General features: G+C 40.8%; 11 protein-coding genes and 1 pseudogene. 8 read left to right on the top strand and 4 right to left on the bottom strand.

Annotated elements, in window-relative coordinates:
- Positions 1-60: 60 nt before the first annotated feature.
- Together hppD and V7K89_RS34215 are read left to right on the top strand one after the other, a co-directional pair.
- Entirely contained in the window at positions 61-1,158 is a 1,098-nt protein-coding gene (hppD, locus tag V7K89_RS34220; protein WP_335195322.1) for a 4-hydroxyphenylpyruvate dioxygenase, read from the top strand.
- A 103-nt stretch (positions 1,159-1,261) separates the two neighbouring features.
- Complete coding sequence (locus V7K89_RS34215; protein ID WP_335195321.1) at positions 1,262-1,942, top strand: HAD family hydrolase; 681 nt, start codon at positions 1,262-1,264, stop codon at positions 1,940-1,942.
- 175 nt (positions 1,943-2,117) lie between these two features.
- Here V7K89_RS34215 and V7K89_RS34210 read toward each other — a convergent pair whose 3' ends face one another.
- Complete coding sequence (locus tag V7K89_RS34210) at positions 2,118-2,744, bottom strand: CPP1-like family protein (protein ID WP_335195320.1); 627 nt, start codon at positions 2,742-2,744, stop codon at positions 2,118-2,120.
- A gap of 649 nt (positions 2,745-3,393) precedes the next feature.
- Here V7K89_RS34210 and V7K89_RS34205 point away from each other — a divergent pair.
- Positions 3,394-4,113: a response regulator transcription factor gene (locus tag V7K89_RS34205; RefSeq protein ID WP_335195319.1), complete on the top strand. Its 720-nt coding sequence runs from the start codon at positions 3,394-3,396 to the stop codon at positions 4,111-4,113.
- Between the two features lie 663 nt (positions 4,114-4,776).
- Here the strand turns inward: V7K89_RS34205 and V7K89_RS34200 are convergent.
- Positions 4,777-4,968 (bottom strand): annotated as a pseudogene (locus V7K89_RS34200) (DUF2811 domain-containing protein); the annotation flags it as partial.
- 485 nt (positions 4,969-5,453) lie between these two features.
- On the opposite strand from V7K89_RS34200, the gene V7K89_RS34195 reads away from it, so the two are divergent.
- Positions 5,454-6,713: an MFS transporter gene (locus V7K89_RS34195; protein WP_335195318.1), complete on the top strand. Its 1,260-nt coding sequence runs from the start codon at positions 5,454-5,456 to the stop codon at positions 6,711-6,713.
- A 29-nt stretch (positions 6,714-6,742) separates the two neighbouring features.
- Here V7K89_RS34195 and hisIE read toward each other — a convergent pair whose 3' ends face one another.
- Complete coding sequence (gene hisIE, locus V7K89_RS34190) at positions 6,743-7,393, bottom strand: bifunctional phosphoribosyl-AMP cyclohydrolase/phosphoribosyl-ATP diphosphatase HisIE (protein ID WP_335195317.1); 651 nt, start codon at positions 7,391-7,393, stop codon at positions 6,743-6,745.
- Between the two features lie 229 nt (positions 7,394-7,622).
- Here hisIE and hemL point away from each other — a divergent pair, with 229 nt between their 5' ends.
- Both hemL and V7K89_RS34180 read left to right on the top strand, forming a co-directional pair.
- On the top strand, positions 7,623-8,921 hold the full coding sequence (gene hemL, locus V7K89_RS34185; RefSeq protein ID WP_335195316.1) for a glutamate-1-semialdehyde 2,1-aminomutase: 1,299 nt from the start codon (positions 7,623-7,625) through the stop codon (positions 8,919-8,921).
- Between the two features lie 714 nt (positions 8,922-9,635).
- Positions 9,636-10,544 carry a polysaccharide deacetylase family protein gene (locus V7K89_RS34180; protein WP_335195315.1) on the top strand — a complete coding sequence of 303 codons (909 nt, stop codon included), beginning with the start codon at positions 9,636-9,638 and terminating at the stop codon, positions 10,542-10,544.
- Between the two features lie 69 nt (positions 10,545-10,613).
- On the opposite strand, the gene V7K89_RS34175 is transcribed toward V7K89_RS34180, so the two are convergent.
- Positions 10,614-11,516: a fasciclin domain-containing protein gene (locus V7K89_RS34175; RefSeq protein ID WP_335195314.1), complete on the bottom strand. Its 903-nt coding sequence runs from the start codon at positions 11,514-11,516 to the stop codon at positions 10,614-10,616.
- Between the two features lie 895 nt (positions 11,517-12,411).
- Between V7K89_RS34175 and V7K89_RS34170 the strand changes: the two genes are divergently transcribed.
- Together V7K89_RS34170 and V7K89_RS34165 are read left to right on the top strand one after the other, a co-directional pair.
- Positions 12,412-13,206, top strand: a complete 795-nt coding sequence (locus V7K89_RS34170; RefSeq protein ID WP_335195313.1) for a glutathione S-transferase — start codon at positions 12,412-12,414, stop codon at positions 13,204-13,206.
- Between the two features lie 112 nt (positions 13,207-13,318).
- Positions 13,319-15,049 (top strand): ATP-binding protein, encoded by a 1,731-nt coding sequence (locus V7K89_RS34165; protein WP_335195341.1) that lies wholly within the window; start codon positions 13,319-13,321, stop codon positions 15,047-15,049.
- Positions 15,050-15,229: the final 180 nt, after the last annotated feature.

Genomic DNA, 15,229 nt, shown 5'->3' with positions numbered 1-15,229 from the left:
TCTAGCAAAAAAGGCAAAATTTACAGATATATAAACTGTTATGCTTGATTTTCAATATATATGAAAATTGATCACGTTCATTTCTATGTAGAAGACGCCAAAGTGTGGCGGGATTGGTTTGTACGCCATCTTGGTTTTCAAGCAGTAACCGATCGCATCAGTTCATTTCACACTTGTACAGAAGTGGTAAAAAATGGTGATGTCTGCTTTTTTCTGTCTTCACCACTGTTGCCTACAAGTCCAGTAGCTGAGTTTCTGCGTCAATATCCACCTGGTGTGGCAGATGTCGCTTTTGCTGTCGAAGATGTCGAAGGCACGATCGCCCTAGCTCAAAAACATGGTGCTACAATCCTACAACCCATCCAGGAACGCCAGGAGGGTAAGGCATTCATCAAATGTGGCAAAATTGCCGCTTGGGGTGGACTGACTCATACATTGATAGAAAGGTCATTGGTCAATGGTCATTTGTCATTGGTTTTTAACAAAGGACAAATGACTAATGACAAAGGACAAATAACTAATGACAACACTTTTATCGCCATAGATCACATAGTGCTAAATGTAGCAGTTGGTGAATTAGATCGTGCTGTGGCTTGGTACGAAAAAATCTTAGATTTTCAACCCCAGCAGGCATTTAAAATTAAAACTAATCGCTCTGCTTTACACAGCCAGGTAATGGTTTCGCGCAATGGTAGCGTTCAATTGCCCATCAATGAGCCGGCTACCAGCAATTCTCAAATTCAGGAATTTCTAAATGTTAATCGGGGGCCAGGAATTCAACATATTGCCTTGCGGACGACTAATCTTGTGAGTGCGATCGCTAAATTTCGTGCCAGTGGTTTATCTTTACTCTCAGTTCCCCAAACCTATTACTCACAGCTAAAACAGCGTCCAGGAATTACACTATCACCTCTAGAACTAGAAGCGATCGCTCAACAGGAAATTCTGGTGGACTGGCAAGAAGATGCTCCTGCAGAAGGAGGAAATACCGCACCTTTATTACTACAAATTTTCACCCAGCCAATATTTGAACAGCCGACATTTTTCTTTGAGTTTATTGAACGCCGTTTCCAAGCTCAAGGTTTTGGCGAAGGTAACTTTCGCGCCTTATTTGAAGCTATTGAAAGCGAACAAATCAAACGCGGTACTTTGCAATGATGCTTAAGTACAAAATATCAATAAACAATTAGTTGAACTTAATAGTCTCTAAAAATACCCATACATCTGAGATAATTTTAATAAAAATTAACATTTTCCGCCGATGCTAAGACTGATTACTGACTTCGACGGCCCAATTATTGATGTTTCCGAACGGTACTACCACGTTTATCAATTCTGCTTGGATAAAACCCGTCGCCCAGATCAAGTAGTGCAAGAACTTCCGAAAGCAAAATTTTGGCAGTTCAAGCGATCGCGTGTTCCTGAAAAACAAATCGCCTTAAATTCCGGGTTAGACGAAGCCCAAGCCCAAGAATTCGCCCAGTTGCGGCGGCAAACTGTGCATACAGAACCTTACTTTCACTATGACACTCTTGCGCCTGGTGCTGTGGATGCACTGTTAAAAATTCAACAAGCTGGAATTGATTTGGCAGTGATGACGATGCGCCGATTTCGGGAACTAGATTATGCCTTCCAAAAACACGATTTAGGGAGATTTTTTCCAGAAAATCGTTGTTTTTGCTTGACTAACGACTATGTTAAAACTCGCGATATTGAAGATAAGCCCTTGTTAATGGCTAGGGCATTAAAAGAACTGCCCCCGTCTGCTGATACCTGGATGGTGGGGGATACGGAAGCCGATATTACCGCAGCTAAAAATTATGGGATTAAGGTGATGGCTGTGGAATCTGGAATTCGCGATCGCACCCAACTAGAACTTTACCACCCCGACTTAATCGTTAAGGATTTTAGCGCTGCTGTAGATTTAGTTCTAAGAGCTTAACACTTTGTTTAAAAGGTTTTGTAGCTGCAACAGATTCAATTAATCAGCATTCGTGTTGCAAATTCAAATATTAAAATAGGAGTCAGAATAGGTATTCTGACTCCTGACTTTTTCGATCTTAGAAGAACATATATAAACCATGTCTTCTTTATACAAACCTGCTTACAGCAGTGGCTTAACGTAGAAAACTACTAACTAACCACAACAATATAAACGTCACTACAGTAGAGAACTGATTCGTTTCCAGACTAATAAATGATATTTGTGGTAAGAGCAAGCTAGCAACTAGTCCCCCAACGATGAGGCCAATTATTAAACTGACCAGGGTAAACAAAACTGCTCGGCCAAATTTGCCTTCCTTGCGATTAAGAAAGTAAATACTAGTGCCTACGCCAACCACCAATGCTAACTGCAAAACCTGATCGCCTCCCTCTGGATAGAACAGGCTAATAGAACTCAAACCGAGAAACCAAGCTCCTGGTAAGAGTATATCCGCAGGCGTTGGCTGATCCAGCATCCGTTGCAGCCATGCGGGTGACTGCTCGCGAGGGGTTGGACTTTCTTTCGGAGGCGATTGCACTCGCAACTCTGGAAACCGTATCCGCTCAGGGACTTTGATTTTACCTTCCTGGCGCATCCGTAAGCGATCCATTAAAATCGCATCGTAAGCCGCTTCAATCACTTCTAAATGCTTGGCATCGCCATTATGTTGCTCGAATAGGTGATTACGAGCATCCTGAATTTCATCGAAGCTAGCCTCTTCTGATACCCCAAGTTTTTCGTAGGGATTTTGATCGCTCATGGGAGTTTGTTACTTCAGCCTCAGTCAAGCCGCAGTCTTTTATCGAATAAAAAACAGCTTTAGGTTTTATTTTGATCGAAACTAAAGTCTCGACCTATTTATATGCCCTACCAGGATAGTAGCACGGGTTAGTTTGATCGACTTTGTAATTTCAACTATAGTCACTTTAACATATCGCTATAACTCCGTGTATACCCTCATGTCGTTGTCTAATTCTAGCTTTAATCTAGAATTTGAACGGAGAGTACCTAAAATTCATCGTTTTTATGAAAAAATCAAATTTACTGTTTCAAATTTGGCAACTTACTGTGCCCTAAAACAGTTTTTTTAATTATACTGAATAATCGCTTGTGGTATATATCCACATATCGATTTAAAATTGAAACGTTTTAAGTTACCACCTAACTGGGATCGAGAAGGTGTCTTGCTATCAAAAACGGTTGCAGTTAAAGTCAGAGCGCTTATATACTGTTGGCTAACAGAAGTTTTGCCTTCTCATTGCCCACAATCCTGATTAAAGTATTTATTTTTGAACGATCAGGATTCTTATACCGTAGCCATGTAGATTCTTAATTAGTCCCCAAGTGGCAACTGCGTTTTTACGCAACTCTCTTGTTAATCTTACGAATTTTTGTGCAAAGTAATGGTCATGGCTCCTGCCAAGATTCTTGTAGTTGACGACGACCCTGCGGTTCGGAATTTAATCCAACGCTTTTTGATTAAGCAGAACTATCAGGTGGAGGCTGCCGAAGATGGAAAGACAGCCCTAAATCTATTTGAGCAATTTAACCCTGATTTGGTGATTCTAGATGTGAATTTACCAGATGTCACAGGGTTTAACCTCTGCCAAGAGATGCAAGGTCGTAATGGTGTTTTTGTTTTGATGTTGACTAGCCGTGCTGACGAAGCTGACAAAATTCGCGGTTTTGCTAAAGGTGCCGACGACTATCTCACCAAGCCTTTTGGACTAGGTGAGCTAGAAGTCAGAGTCGGAGCTATTTTGAGGCGTCAGCGAGTGATAACTACAGCCGAGCAGAAACGCTTGGTATTTGAAAAACTTATGATTGATCCAGTGCGACGGGAGGTAGCACTTAATAACCAGCCAGTACCCTTAACTGCTCTGGAATTTGACTTGTTGCATTTTTTAGCTAGTCATCCAGGTCGAGTTTGGCGGCGAGCAGAACTAATCCAAGAGGTGTGGGATTATGAATATGTCGGTGACCAGCGGGTTGTAGATGTTCATATTGGCCAAATTCGCAAGAAGATTGAAATTGATGCTAGTCAGCCAGCATTAATTCAAACTGTACGTGGCGTAGGCTATAAGTTTGAATCTGCTGCTCACCCCCAGCAGTTGGAAGGCAAGTCTTGAGTTTATAGTCTAGAGTTTTTTAACTCTTAGACTGTTAACTCTTGGGAGAGCCATTAGTGAATTTCTTTGATTTTAGTAAAAGATAAATTGAGACAATCAAAATAGGTAGATATTTTTCAAATACAGACCAAACAGTTATTTGAGATATTTATTTATCTATCTCAGATAGTGGACAGGGGAGAGAATCCACTGGAAAATATTTCTTTGTATGTGACTGTTTTGGTAGATATAACGGTGTTTAAATGGGAGTTTGTAGGGTACATAGCTGTGCATTAGCGTCAACTTAAGCTATAAATCCCCTTAAAACCCCGTTTCTAGCCTCTGTCTGGAAATGCTACTCATAGGGCTGCCACTATAAGTCAGGGAACCAGCAGCCTCAACATAGGTATTCCCAGTCAGAGACTGAGAACAAAGGTAAATTCTGCCCTGTTACCAACTACTTTTGGCAATAAGAAAAACTATTAGAACTTTTTTAAGGATCGGAATCTACCGATCTTTTTTATTCTAATATTGCCGATCGCTATGAGCTTAAAATCCCGTGAATGGGGCACGGCATACCGTGCCCCATTCATCGTGGAATAATACCCTTTATACCAGTACCTATAGGGTGTCTAGTAAATTAGCTGTTGCTGGTGAGTCAGTACAGGGTATTTCTACTGTGGAGTGGTGAAACAAAGTTTCCAGATAGACTCGCGCAGCACGGCGATCGCTATCTCCATTTTGGAGTAAAAACAATGATAGCGCTGCCGTCAATACTCTGTTTTCATCCCAATCGGGATGGGTTTCTAAGTAGTTTTTTAAGGATTCGTGGAGTGTTTCAGGAATTTCTGTAAAGATGCTAACCGTTGCTTTCATAAGATTTTCCTCCTATGAGGATAATCAAGAGGGACAAGTTGCTTGCGTTAAAGCGGTTTAGGGCTTCACACGCTCTTTTGCTATCCCGACAATCTACACTTACATCTAATAGTAATATATTTTACATATTTGATGCCAACAGTTGAACGGATTACAAAAGCAAGCCGCATCATTGTGCGCCAAGAGGGGGTGGGTTTGTCAATGCTGCGAAATGTTAAAAACGATTGTATAAAAAATAAATACGAACGAAATAATCAGACTTTAAGCCAATTTTTTGTTACTTTACTTCATAAAAACTCAGTCTTTAAACTTCTTTGCTAGTTGTAATCAACAATCCCCAGCAAGACAGCAAGAAGCCTATTAGCTCGTATAGCACCTGTGGAAAACTGCTAAAATGCCTGTGGAAACCCTGTGGAATTAGTGAGGAAAATAGTAGCCAATGATAAGAATTACAAAAATGTCATCAAATTATGACATTTAAGCTGATGAAATTAGCTTCTCAATCTCAGTTATCATCGTGGTTGCCTTCGATACATCCCCAGGTTTGGATTTTCGCAACTGGTAGATTTCTCTCGGAAGTTGGTACTGGCTTTACCGTGTTTTACGCCCCCATCTTTTTTGTTAATCAACTTGGTTTATCTGCAACCAGTGTTGGGGTAGCCTTGGGTAGCGCCTCGATTTCCGGCATTGTAGGGCGGATTGCAGGTGGTTCTTTGGCTGATTCTGAATACTGGGGACGCCGCCGCACTTTGTTGCTAGCGACGGCGATTTTAGCAATTGCTTCTCTAGTTTTAGCTGCAACCAATAATTTCACTTCTCTAGTAATCGGTAGCTTGATTAGCGGTTTAGGAATAGGTTTCTATTGGCCAGCGGCTGAAGCTGTGGTTGCTGACGCTAGCGAAATTGACAATCGTCGGGAAACTTTTGCGATCGCTCGACTAGCTGATAATCTTGGGTTAGCGATTGGAATTGTGCTAGCTGGATTTTTGATCGCCATAATTGGGAATTATCGATGGCTATTTATCATTGATGCCATCTCTTTCATGCTATTTTTTGGAGTTATCTATGTTGGGATTAGTGAAACTGAACAACAGCAGATAGAGTCATCTGAAAAGACAGAACTTATTGCTGCTTGGATGGCAGTATTAAGAGATTGGCGTTTCCTAGTCTACATAGTAGTTAATATATTCTTTACAATTTATATTTCTCAAATCCACAGCACCCTACCGCTTTACTTCAAAAATTTTGTCCTTGTCGAAAGTACTACTGAAGGATTTACTGAAACTACCATTAGCGGACTATTTGCTTGGCATCTGGTGTTCGCAATTATTTGTCAGTTGCCTGTCACCAGCATCTTAAAACGCTGTTCTCATACACTTGCACTCACTGTTTCTGCCATTTTCTGGGCAATTGGCTTTGGACTGATTTGGGTAAGCGGTACAGTCTCATCTCATCATCTGCTTTGGGTAACATTAGCATTGGGAGTACTTGCTGTGGCGATTGTTTCCTATACCCCATCTGCTGCTTCTTTAGTGACTGAGTTAGCCCCAGAAAATCAACGCGGTGTGTATTTCTCTATCAACGCTTTGTGTTGGGGTGTTGGCTATTTTATTGGTCAACCTTTGGGTGGATGGGCATTAGATCAACCACAAATTATTACTAATACTTACTGGTTAGGCTTCATCTTCAGTGTAGCGATCGCTGTGGCAATTTTACAGTACCTGAATCGAATTTTGGCTGAGTAGGAGCGCACAGATATGCGCTTATCTTTACTCTATTGACGACGTTCTTGCAGCTTGCGATATACAGATTTTAAATCAACTTGATGGTGAGCTAAGGCAACCAAAGTATGATATAATAAATCAGCCACTTCACCTGCGATCGCATCTTCTTGATCATCCTTAAAAGCCATTACCACCTCAGCGGTTTCCTCACCGATTTTTTTCAAAATCTTGTTATCGCCACCTGCAAATAGTTTACAAGTGTAAGAACTTTCAGTAGGATTATCGCGGCGATCGCATATTATTTGAAACAATTGCGACAATGTATCCCCTGGTGGTGGAGCAATTTTTTCTTCTATTTGGTGAAAACAACTACGTTCTCCAGTATGGCAGGCAATATCTCCTAATTGTTCTACCCCAATCAGGAGCGCATCACTATCACAGTCATAACGGATACTTTGCACTTTTTGGATATGCCCAGAAGTCGCCCCCTTGTGCCACAACTCTTGCCGGGAACGGCTCCAAAACCAAGTTTCTTCAGTTTCTAAAGTCTTTTGTAACGACTCCTGATTCATCCACGCCATCATCAGGACAGTACCATCTAGATAGTCTTGGACAATTGCAGGCACCAGACCCCGTTCATCGTAGCGAATTTTCTCAACCGGGATAGTGTAATGCAGCGATCGCGAATCGTTAGAAGACATACTAGCTAGTTTGCTCTCATGAGAATAATTTATGGATTCACGATACCATTCAAAATAGGCTAGCCGGTATATTTTTTGGAATTAAATATCTAAAGTCAAGTCTTCATTGGACTTGCATAACATATTGTTATTTTTTTGGTTCAGCTAATTTTATAGGATAGAAATTCTAAGCAGTGTTTGACCCTATCCTAAGATAGAGCGTTTTATTGCCCACTGTTAGGAGAGAACTTTGGTAAATACCACAATTAAAACAACAAAATCACAAGAAGTCTTCGCCGCTGCTCAAAACCTCATGCCCGGAGGAGTCAGTTCTCCAGTTCGTGCCTTTAAATCTGTGGGTGGACAACCCATCGTTTTTGATCGTGTTAAAGGCGCGTATATTTGGGATGTAGATGGCAATAAATACATAGACTATGTAGGCACTTGGGGCCCAGCTATTTGCGGTCATGCTCATCCAGAAGTAATTGCAGCGTTGCATGAAGCTTTAGAAAAAGGCACCAGTTTTGGCGCTCCCTCAGTTCTAGAAAATGTTTTGGCAGAAATGGTCATCGATGCCGTTCCTAGTATCGAAATGGTCAGATTTGTTAATTCAGGAACTGAAGCCTGTATGGGAGTTTTGCGGCTGATGCGGGCTTTCACCAACCGAGACAAAATCATTAAATTTGAAGGTTGCTACCACGGACACGCCGATACGTTTTTAGTAAAGGCGGGTTCTGGTGTTGCCACACTTGGCTTGCCAGACTCACCAGGAGTACCTAAAGCAGCAACTAGCAGCACTTTAACTGCACCTTTCAATGACCTAGAAGCAGTCAAAGCTTTATTTGAAGAAAACCGCGATGAGATTGCTGGTGTGATTCTTGAGCCAGTCGTCGGTAATGCTGGATTTATTGCGCCTGACGCTGGCTTCCTAGAAGGATTACGGGAACTCACTCAGGAGTATGGAGCTTTATTGGTATTTGATGAAGTGATGACAGGCTTCCGCATTGCTTACGGTGGCGCTCAAGAAAAATTTGGCGTCACTCCCGATTTAACAACCTTGGGTAAGGTGATTGGTGGTGGTTTGCCAGTAGGGGCTTATGGCGGTCGCCGAGATATTATGTCAATGGTTGCGCCCGCTGGCCCCGTATATCAAGCTGGGACTCTTTCTGGTAATCCTTTGGCAATGACTGCTGGTATTAAGACTTTAGAATTGCTGCAAAAGCCAGGTACTTACGAGTCTCTTGAGCAGATTACTAAAAAGCTAGCAGATGGTTTGCTGCAAATTGCTAAAGAAACTGGTCATGCAGCTTGCGGCGGTCAAATCAGCGCTATGTTTGGCTTATTCTTTACCTCTGGCCCAGTTCATAACTACGAAGATGCGAAAAAGTCTGATACAGCCAAATTCGGACGCTTCCATCGCGGGATGTTAGAGCGCGGTGTTTACTTAGCACCCTCTCAATTTGAAGCTGGGTTTACGTCTTTTGCTCACACTGAAGAAGACATTGAGCAGACTTTAGCAGTTGCACGCGATGTAATGTCAAGCTTGTAACCTGTTTGTTAAGGGATTTCTAAATAAAAAGTATCCTGTTACTTCTTGTGGGGTGAGCATCTTGCCCCACAAAATGGATGATTTATAAGAAGTCCCTTTTTTGAGATAGAAACAAGCGTGCAGAATTTTCCGACTCACTCTCAAGCATTATTTGCAGAATTTTTAGCAGTTAATGGTATTCAATCGTCTTATGCGGTTGGGGATCAAAGAAATTTTTTAACAAGTTTCCTTTCTAGCGTCATTACTCAAGGAAGGTCACATCTTTGTCATAATTTTGCAATGGCTTCGTCAATAGGATATGCAATATTTAGCCTACATTGAAATTCACAGTTAATCAGGCAGGATTAACAAATTATAGGGAGTTAAGTCCTTTGCAACTAAGAAGTGGCAAGTTTTGTGGCTCTTGTCTTTATCTTCGTTACAAAACTAAATTACGAATTATTTTAATTGCCTTTTACGGTTATCGAAATTCCTCTCATGCCCTATAGATTACAAAAATTAATACCTAAGAAGGTTCTCACTTCATAGTGAGGGTTTTGCTTATAGATATTAGATTATCCATTGAGTAAGGTATTTTTTCAAAGTTAGGATTGGAGCTAACTAAAAAAAATATACCAATCATAACTGTAGCTTGTATGGCAAGGCTTACAGAGTATAAAAAGCTGCCATAATCATTGTGAAAAAAAGATGGTTTGACCTTGAAGGAGCTATGAAGTGGACGACAATAAGTCATTTTTTGGTCTGCAAAAAATATTAGTTACGTTGCTTGTCTTGAGTGGCAGTGTGAGTGCTAGTACGATCATACTTATTAAGTCAAGTTCCTCTAATGCTCAAAGTACAGAGAATACAAGCAAAGTTGGAATTCAGCAGCAGATTGAAGAACTAAAAGCGACGATGCTTAGAAGTTGGCAGCAACAAGTACAAACAAAAGGTTTTTCATATACTGTGCCACTACGTTTTCAAGGGGCAATAGTTGATGCGGCAAAATTGACTCCCGAACAGAAAGTAATTGCGCTCACCTTTGACGATGGGCCATGGCCTGGGAGTACCGGGCAAGTACTGGATATTCTCAAAAAAAATCAGATAAAAGGGACATTTTTTCTCATTGGGCAAAACGTGAAGAATTATCCAGGCTTAGTGAAGCGGGAGATTGCTGAGGGTCAAGTAATTGGTAATCACACTTGGCATCATTGGTATCAATTCTTAAATCCACAAGCAGCTGCCTATGAAATTGACCACACAGCAGACTTGATTTATCAAGTGACAGGGATTAAAACAAATTTATTTCGACCACCAGGGGGACTCATGCACAATGGGGTGGCTAGTTACGCTAGAAATAGCAAATATGCCATCATTCGCTGGTCATCTGACTCTGTAGACTACTCACGTCCTGCTGTACCAAAATTAATTAATAATGTGTTTAAAAGGGCCAAGCCAGGTGGAATTGTGCTAATGCATGATGGTGGTGGTAATCGCTCTAAAACTGTGCAAGCTTTACCAGAAATTATTGCCAACTTTCGGAAACAGGGCTATAAATTTGTTACTATTCCTGAACTTTTAGAAATGCAAGATAAAGATCAAAAGCTGACTGCAAACAAAAAACCGTCCAAAATTAACATCTGAACGGAATTTTAACCTATTAATACTTTATGCAAATCTAGTTATATTACCAGTTGTGCTGATACCGTAAAACTACAAGTCAGGAGGTAAAATCACTTGATCAATTGCGTGGATTACGCCGTTACTACCTGTGATATCTGCCTGTGTGACTTTAGCATCATTAACGGTAACACCAGTAGCAGGATCAACTTTTACGTTGATTGTTCCGCCTTCAAGGCTTTTAACTTCGCCAGACTTCAAATCAGTAGACAATAACTTACCAGTCACCACATGGTAAGTTAAAATCTTGAGCAATACTTCTTTGTTATCTGGCTTTAACAATTCTTGCAAAGCATCTGCTGGTAACTTCGCAAAAGCTGCATCTGTGGGTGCAAAAAGAGTTAAGTTATCTTTGCCTTGCAAAGTTCCGGTCAATCCTGCTGCTTTCAAAGCCTTGGTCAACGTAGTAAAGGAAGCGTTTGACTCTGCCAAGGCTAACAAATTTTTGCCTTGATTATCACTTGCCCCTGGTCCTGGTGGAGTTGTAGTTGGTGTCTGAGTCGGTGGTGTGGTAGGTTGAGTTTGTGGGATAGAACGTGGGGTGCGGGGTGTAGGTTTACTAGGGGATGTAGGTTCACTAGGAGGTGTAGATTCGCTAGGAGGTGTAGGTTCACTAGGTGTCACACTACCACCACCACGGTTATATGGAGGCTCGTTGAAAATACTTGGTTTGGGATTTAGCGTTCCACCACTATTCTGCGCTACTGATTTGCGTTTGGTATTGCCCTTTTCTATTGAAGAAACAGCCTCAGCAGTTGTGTATTGAGTGTTTGCTTGAAGGCGTTGACCTCGGTTATAGGGGGCTTCGTTGAAAATACTGGGGTTAGGATTTAGTACCTCTTTGGCATCAGATGGCAAAGTAATGAGGACGCTGAAACTAGTAAATCCCGCTATGCCTGCCAACGTGGTCAGTAATTTGCTGTAATTTGCCTTCATAAATTTTGTTTTTCTTTTTGTTCACAGATGACATAAAGATTTATAACATTTTGCTATGCACAAAATCTAACTCAAGAGGGAAGTAAGATTTTTCTCTAGAATAATTCGTGCTATTGAAGTAAAATGTTTAACCTCTACTCCTGCTGATAAGTATGAAATATATCTACCATATATTTCATGTAAGTTAAACAAATTTTCTCCATTACACTAAAATGAGTTAAAAAGCTCCACTTGGATAACGCAAACTTTAAGAAAGTGTAAAAATCTCACATCTACAAATTAAGAGTTACAATGACTTTCAAGAAAGATTATATTTAAAAGCAAATTTATATACAAACTTGTACGTAAATTAATAGTTGATTCATAAATCCTAAATTACATAGAAAAGAAGGCTATAAGTAAGTTGACATTAATATTTCCGTCTACTATATTAAGAAATTTAAATGTATGGTGTGTCGTGCAACGCACTGTTAACACATTCAAGGTACGTTAGCCTAAGGCATAACCCACTCTACTTCAAATTTATATTTCTTTATCCGTAGATTTACTTATCTCATAATTAACCATTGATTATTCAGCAAAAGCACAGAATTAATTACCGAAATATTTTAACGTAGGGTAACGCTGATAAAAATTGAAGTAACTGTTGAAAACCTACTAATGAGGGGTTAGGTCTATTCATATATATACTGAATTAAATTACTTAGTTATTTAAGATTTTAATCAATCAGAAAACAATATTTTTTAAATCGACAATTTTGCCAAAAATTAGGCATCAGTTAAACTCTAATGTCAATTAAATAGACAGCTAACTAACTAATACTAATAAAAATTACTTAAACTAAAGATACAATTGTAAAGTTAATAAGTTGACCAGTTATAAGAGATAGAACACATGCTGGAATTATACCAATGGGAACTCTCTCAATACTCAGAGAAAGTGCGCCTAATTCTAAATTTTAAAGGACTCGATTACCGCAAAATCGAGGTTACACCTGGGATTGGACAGGTAGAACTGTTCCGGCTGACTGGTCAAAAACAAGTGCCAGTATTAAAGGATCGTAATAAGTATATTGCAGATTCTACAGAAATAGCTAAGTATTTAGACTTAGAGTATCCCCATCGCCCCATAATACCGCAAGATCCTAAACAACGGGGTTTAACTTTATTAATAGAAGAATGGGCGGATGAGTCGATAGGTATTAAAGGTCGCAAAGCACTATTTGCTGCCATAAGCGAAGATCAAAATTTCCGTAAGTCTTTATTACCCACCTCAACACCAGATATATTTAAAAGTCTGGTTCAAGGAGTACCTAGTGACGTACTGACAGTCTTGGGTTTTGGCGTCGGTTACAGCCCAGATGTGATAAAGTCAGCGATCGCATCTTTAAAACAAGACTTGGAAGCCTTAACATTATTATTGGCAGATAGTCCCTATTTAACAGGAGATGAGCCGACTTTAGCTGACTTAGCGGTGGCTGGCTTATCGATATTACTCAAGTTTCCTCCTGGGCCCTATCTGGATTTACCAGCTTCTATCAGAGGTAAAGGATTGCCAATCTTTGCCGAGAATATAGATTATGAACCATTCTTCACTTGGCGCGATCGCCTTTACGCCCAATTCCGCACACCGTTAATTAGTACCACTCCAGTAACGGGAAGTGCGCCAACTTCGATTCAGATTGATTAGGTACTGGGGATTGGGGATTGGGGACTGGGAGAGAATAACTCAAGACAAATGACCAATGACCAATACTTCGACTACGCTCAGTACAAGTGACAAATGACAAATGACTAATCAGATGAATTCGGCACAGCCATTAGGTTCGGTCATTCAAGGTTCTCTAACTGAAGGTTTAGAAGTACGATTGCATCCTGACATTTCTGTGGAAGATATGCGGGTGGGTAAATTTCTTGTTGTGCAAGGGATGCGATCGCGTTTTTTTTGTATGCTGACAGATGTAGCATTGGGAGCTGCTAATGCCCGAATTATTGCTAATCCCCCCAGCTGGGAAGACACTTTTTTACGAGATGTTTTAGCCGGAAGTGGTACTTATGGTACTATCAACCTCGCGCCGATGTTGATGTTCACTCCCGAAACTGAAGAATCTTTCTTCCCAACAAATGGTAAATCGGCAAATCCTTTCCTGCCATCGGTGACGGGTTTAGCTTCATTTATGCCACAAACCAGCACGACGATAGAATTGTTGCCGGTTAAAACTATTCCTAGTCACTTTAGTCAAGTTTACGAAGCAAGTGTTGACGATTTTCGCCGGGTATTTGGCTGGGAAGATGACCCCCAAAGGCGCAATTTTTCTATCGGCAAACCATTAGATATGGATGTGCCCGTTTGTATCGATTTGAATCGCTTCGTGGAACGGAGTAATGGGGTCTTTGGGAAATCTGGTACTGGTAAATCTTTTCTCACGCGGCTACTTTTAGCTGGTGTTATCCGTAAAAATGCGGCAGTAAACTTGATTTTTGATATGCACTCTGAGTATGGCTGGGAAGCTGTTGCAGAAGGGAAGAACGTCAATACGGTTAAAGGATTAAAGCAACTTTTTCCTAGTAAAGTGGAAGTTTATACCCTCGACCCGGAATCGACAAAGCGTCGGGGTGTGCGTGATGCTCAAGAACTTTATTTGAGTTACGAGCAAATAGAAGTTGAAGATATTAAGTTATGTAGCCGAGATTTAGGACTCTCTGACGCAGCCTTAGATAACGCCAATATTTTGTATAGCGAATTTGGCAAGTCTTGGATTGTCCAGTTGCTGAATATGACTAACGAAGAAATCGAGATGTTCTGCGAGGAGAAGCGGGGACACAAAGGCTCGATTATGGCATTACAGCGCAAACTCTTGCGGATGGATAGCTTGAAGTATATGCGAGCAGTTTGTCCACAGAATTACATTAGTAAAATTGTGCAATGCCTGGAATCTGGGAAGAATGTTGTGATAGAATTTGGTTCCCAGTCTAATATGCTCTCTTATATGTTGGTGACGAATATGATCACCCGACGTATTCACGAGCATTACGTCAAGAAAGCAGACAAATTTCTACAAAGCAAAAATCCTAGCGATCGCCCAACGCCATTGATGATTACCATTGAAGAGGCGCACCGTTTCCTTGACCCCGCAGTAGTACAAAGTACTATCTTTGGGACTATTGCCCGCGAACTGCGGAAGTATTTTGTCACACTTTTGGTAGTCGATCAACGTCCATCAGGAATTGATAATGAAGTTATGTCGCAAATTGGGACTCGCATTACTGCTTTGCTGAATGATGAAAAAGACATTGAGGCGATTTTTACAGGTGTATCTGGTGGTGGCGGACTGCGATCGGTATTGGCAAAGCTAGACTCGAAACAACAAGCTTTAATATTGGGTCATGCTGTTCCTATGCCTGTAGTAGTGCGTACACGTCCTTATGACGCAACTTTTTATGCAGAAATTGGTGAGCCAGCTTGGGAAGAAAAACCTGACGCAGAAGTATTTGCAGCTGCGGAATTAGCCAAAGCTGACCTTGGATTTTAGATTGTCATTTGTCAATTGTCCTATCCTGCGGGAAGTCGCTAGTGGTTCTATGTCCTTTGCAAACGACCAATGACTAATGTCCAATTCGTGACATCCCTCCATTATCACAGCAAATTAAGTTCGGTTATCCCGCTAGTTTTGGCAACAGAAGAGGGGTTTTTGGCGTCACTATAGAAGTAG

It is taken from the genome of Nostoc sp. (assembly GCF_036917515.1).
Taxonomy (GTDB): domain Bacteria; phylum Cyanobacteriota; class Cyanobacteriia; order Cyanobacteriales; family Nostocaceae; genus Nostoc.
This window is presented reverse-complemented; position numbering and strand designations above follow the sequence as displayed.

Bases quoted from the DNA above. Each gene is read 5' to 3' on its own strand.
- hppD (WP_335195322.1), top strand. From the start codon at position 61: ATGAAAATTGATCACGTTCATTTCTATGTAGAAGACGCCAAAGTGTGG.
- V7K89_RS34215 (WP_335195321.1), top strand. From the start codon at position 1,262: ATGCTAAGACTGATTACTGACTTCGACGGCCCAATTATTGATGTTTCC.
- V7K89_RS34210 (WP_335195320.1), bottom strand. From the start codon at position 2,744: ATGAGCGATCAAAATCCCTACGAAAAACTTGGGGTATCAGAAGAGGCT.
- V7K89_RS34205 (WP_335195319.1), top strand. From the start codon at position 3,394: ATGGCTCCTGCCAAGATTCTTGTAGTTGACGACGACCCTGCGGTTCGG.
- V7K89_RS34195 (WP_335195318.1), top strand. From the start codon at position 5,454: ATGAAATTAGCTTCTCAATCTCAGTTATCATCGTGGTTGCCTTCGATA.
- hisIE (WP_335195317.1), bottom strand. From the start codon at position 7,393: ATGTCTTCTAACGATTCGCGATCGCTGCATTACACTATCCCGGTTGAG.
- V7K89_RS34175 (WP_335195314.1), bottom strand. From the start codon at position 11,516: ATGAAGGCAAATTACAGCAAATTACTGACCACGTTGGCAGGCATAGCG.
- V7K89_RS34170 (WP_335195313.1), top strand. From the start codon at position 12,412: ATGCTGGAATTATACCAATGGGAACTCTCTCAATACTCAGAGAAAGTG.
- V7K89_RS34165 (WP_335195341.1), top strand. From the start codon at position 13,319: ATGAATTCGGCACAGCCATTAGGTTCGGTCATTCAAGGTTCTCTAACT.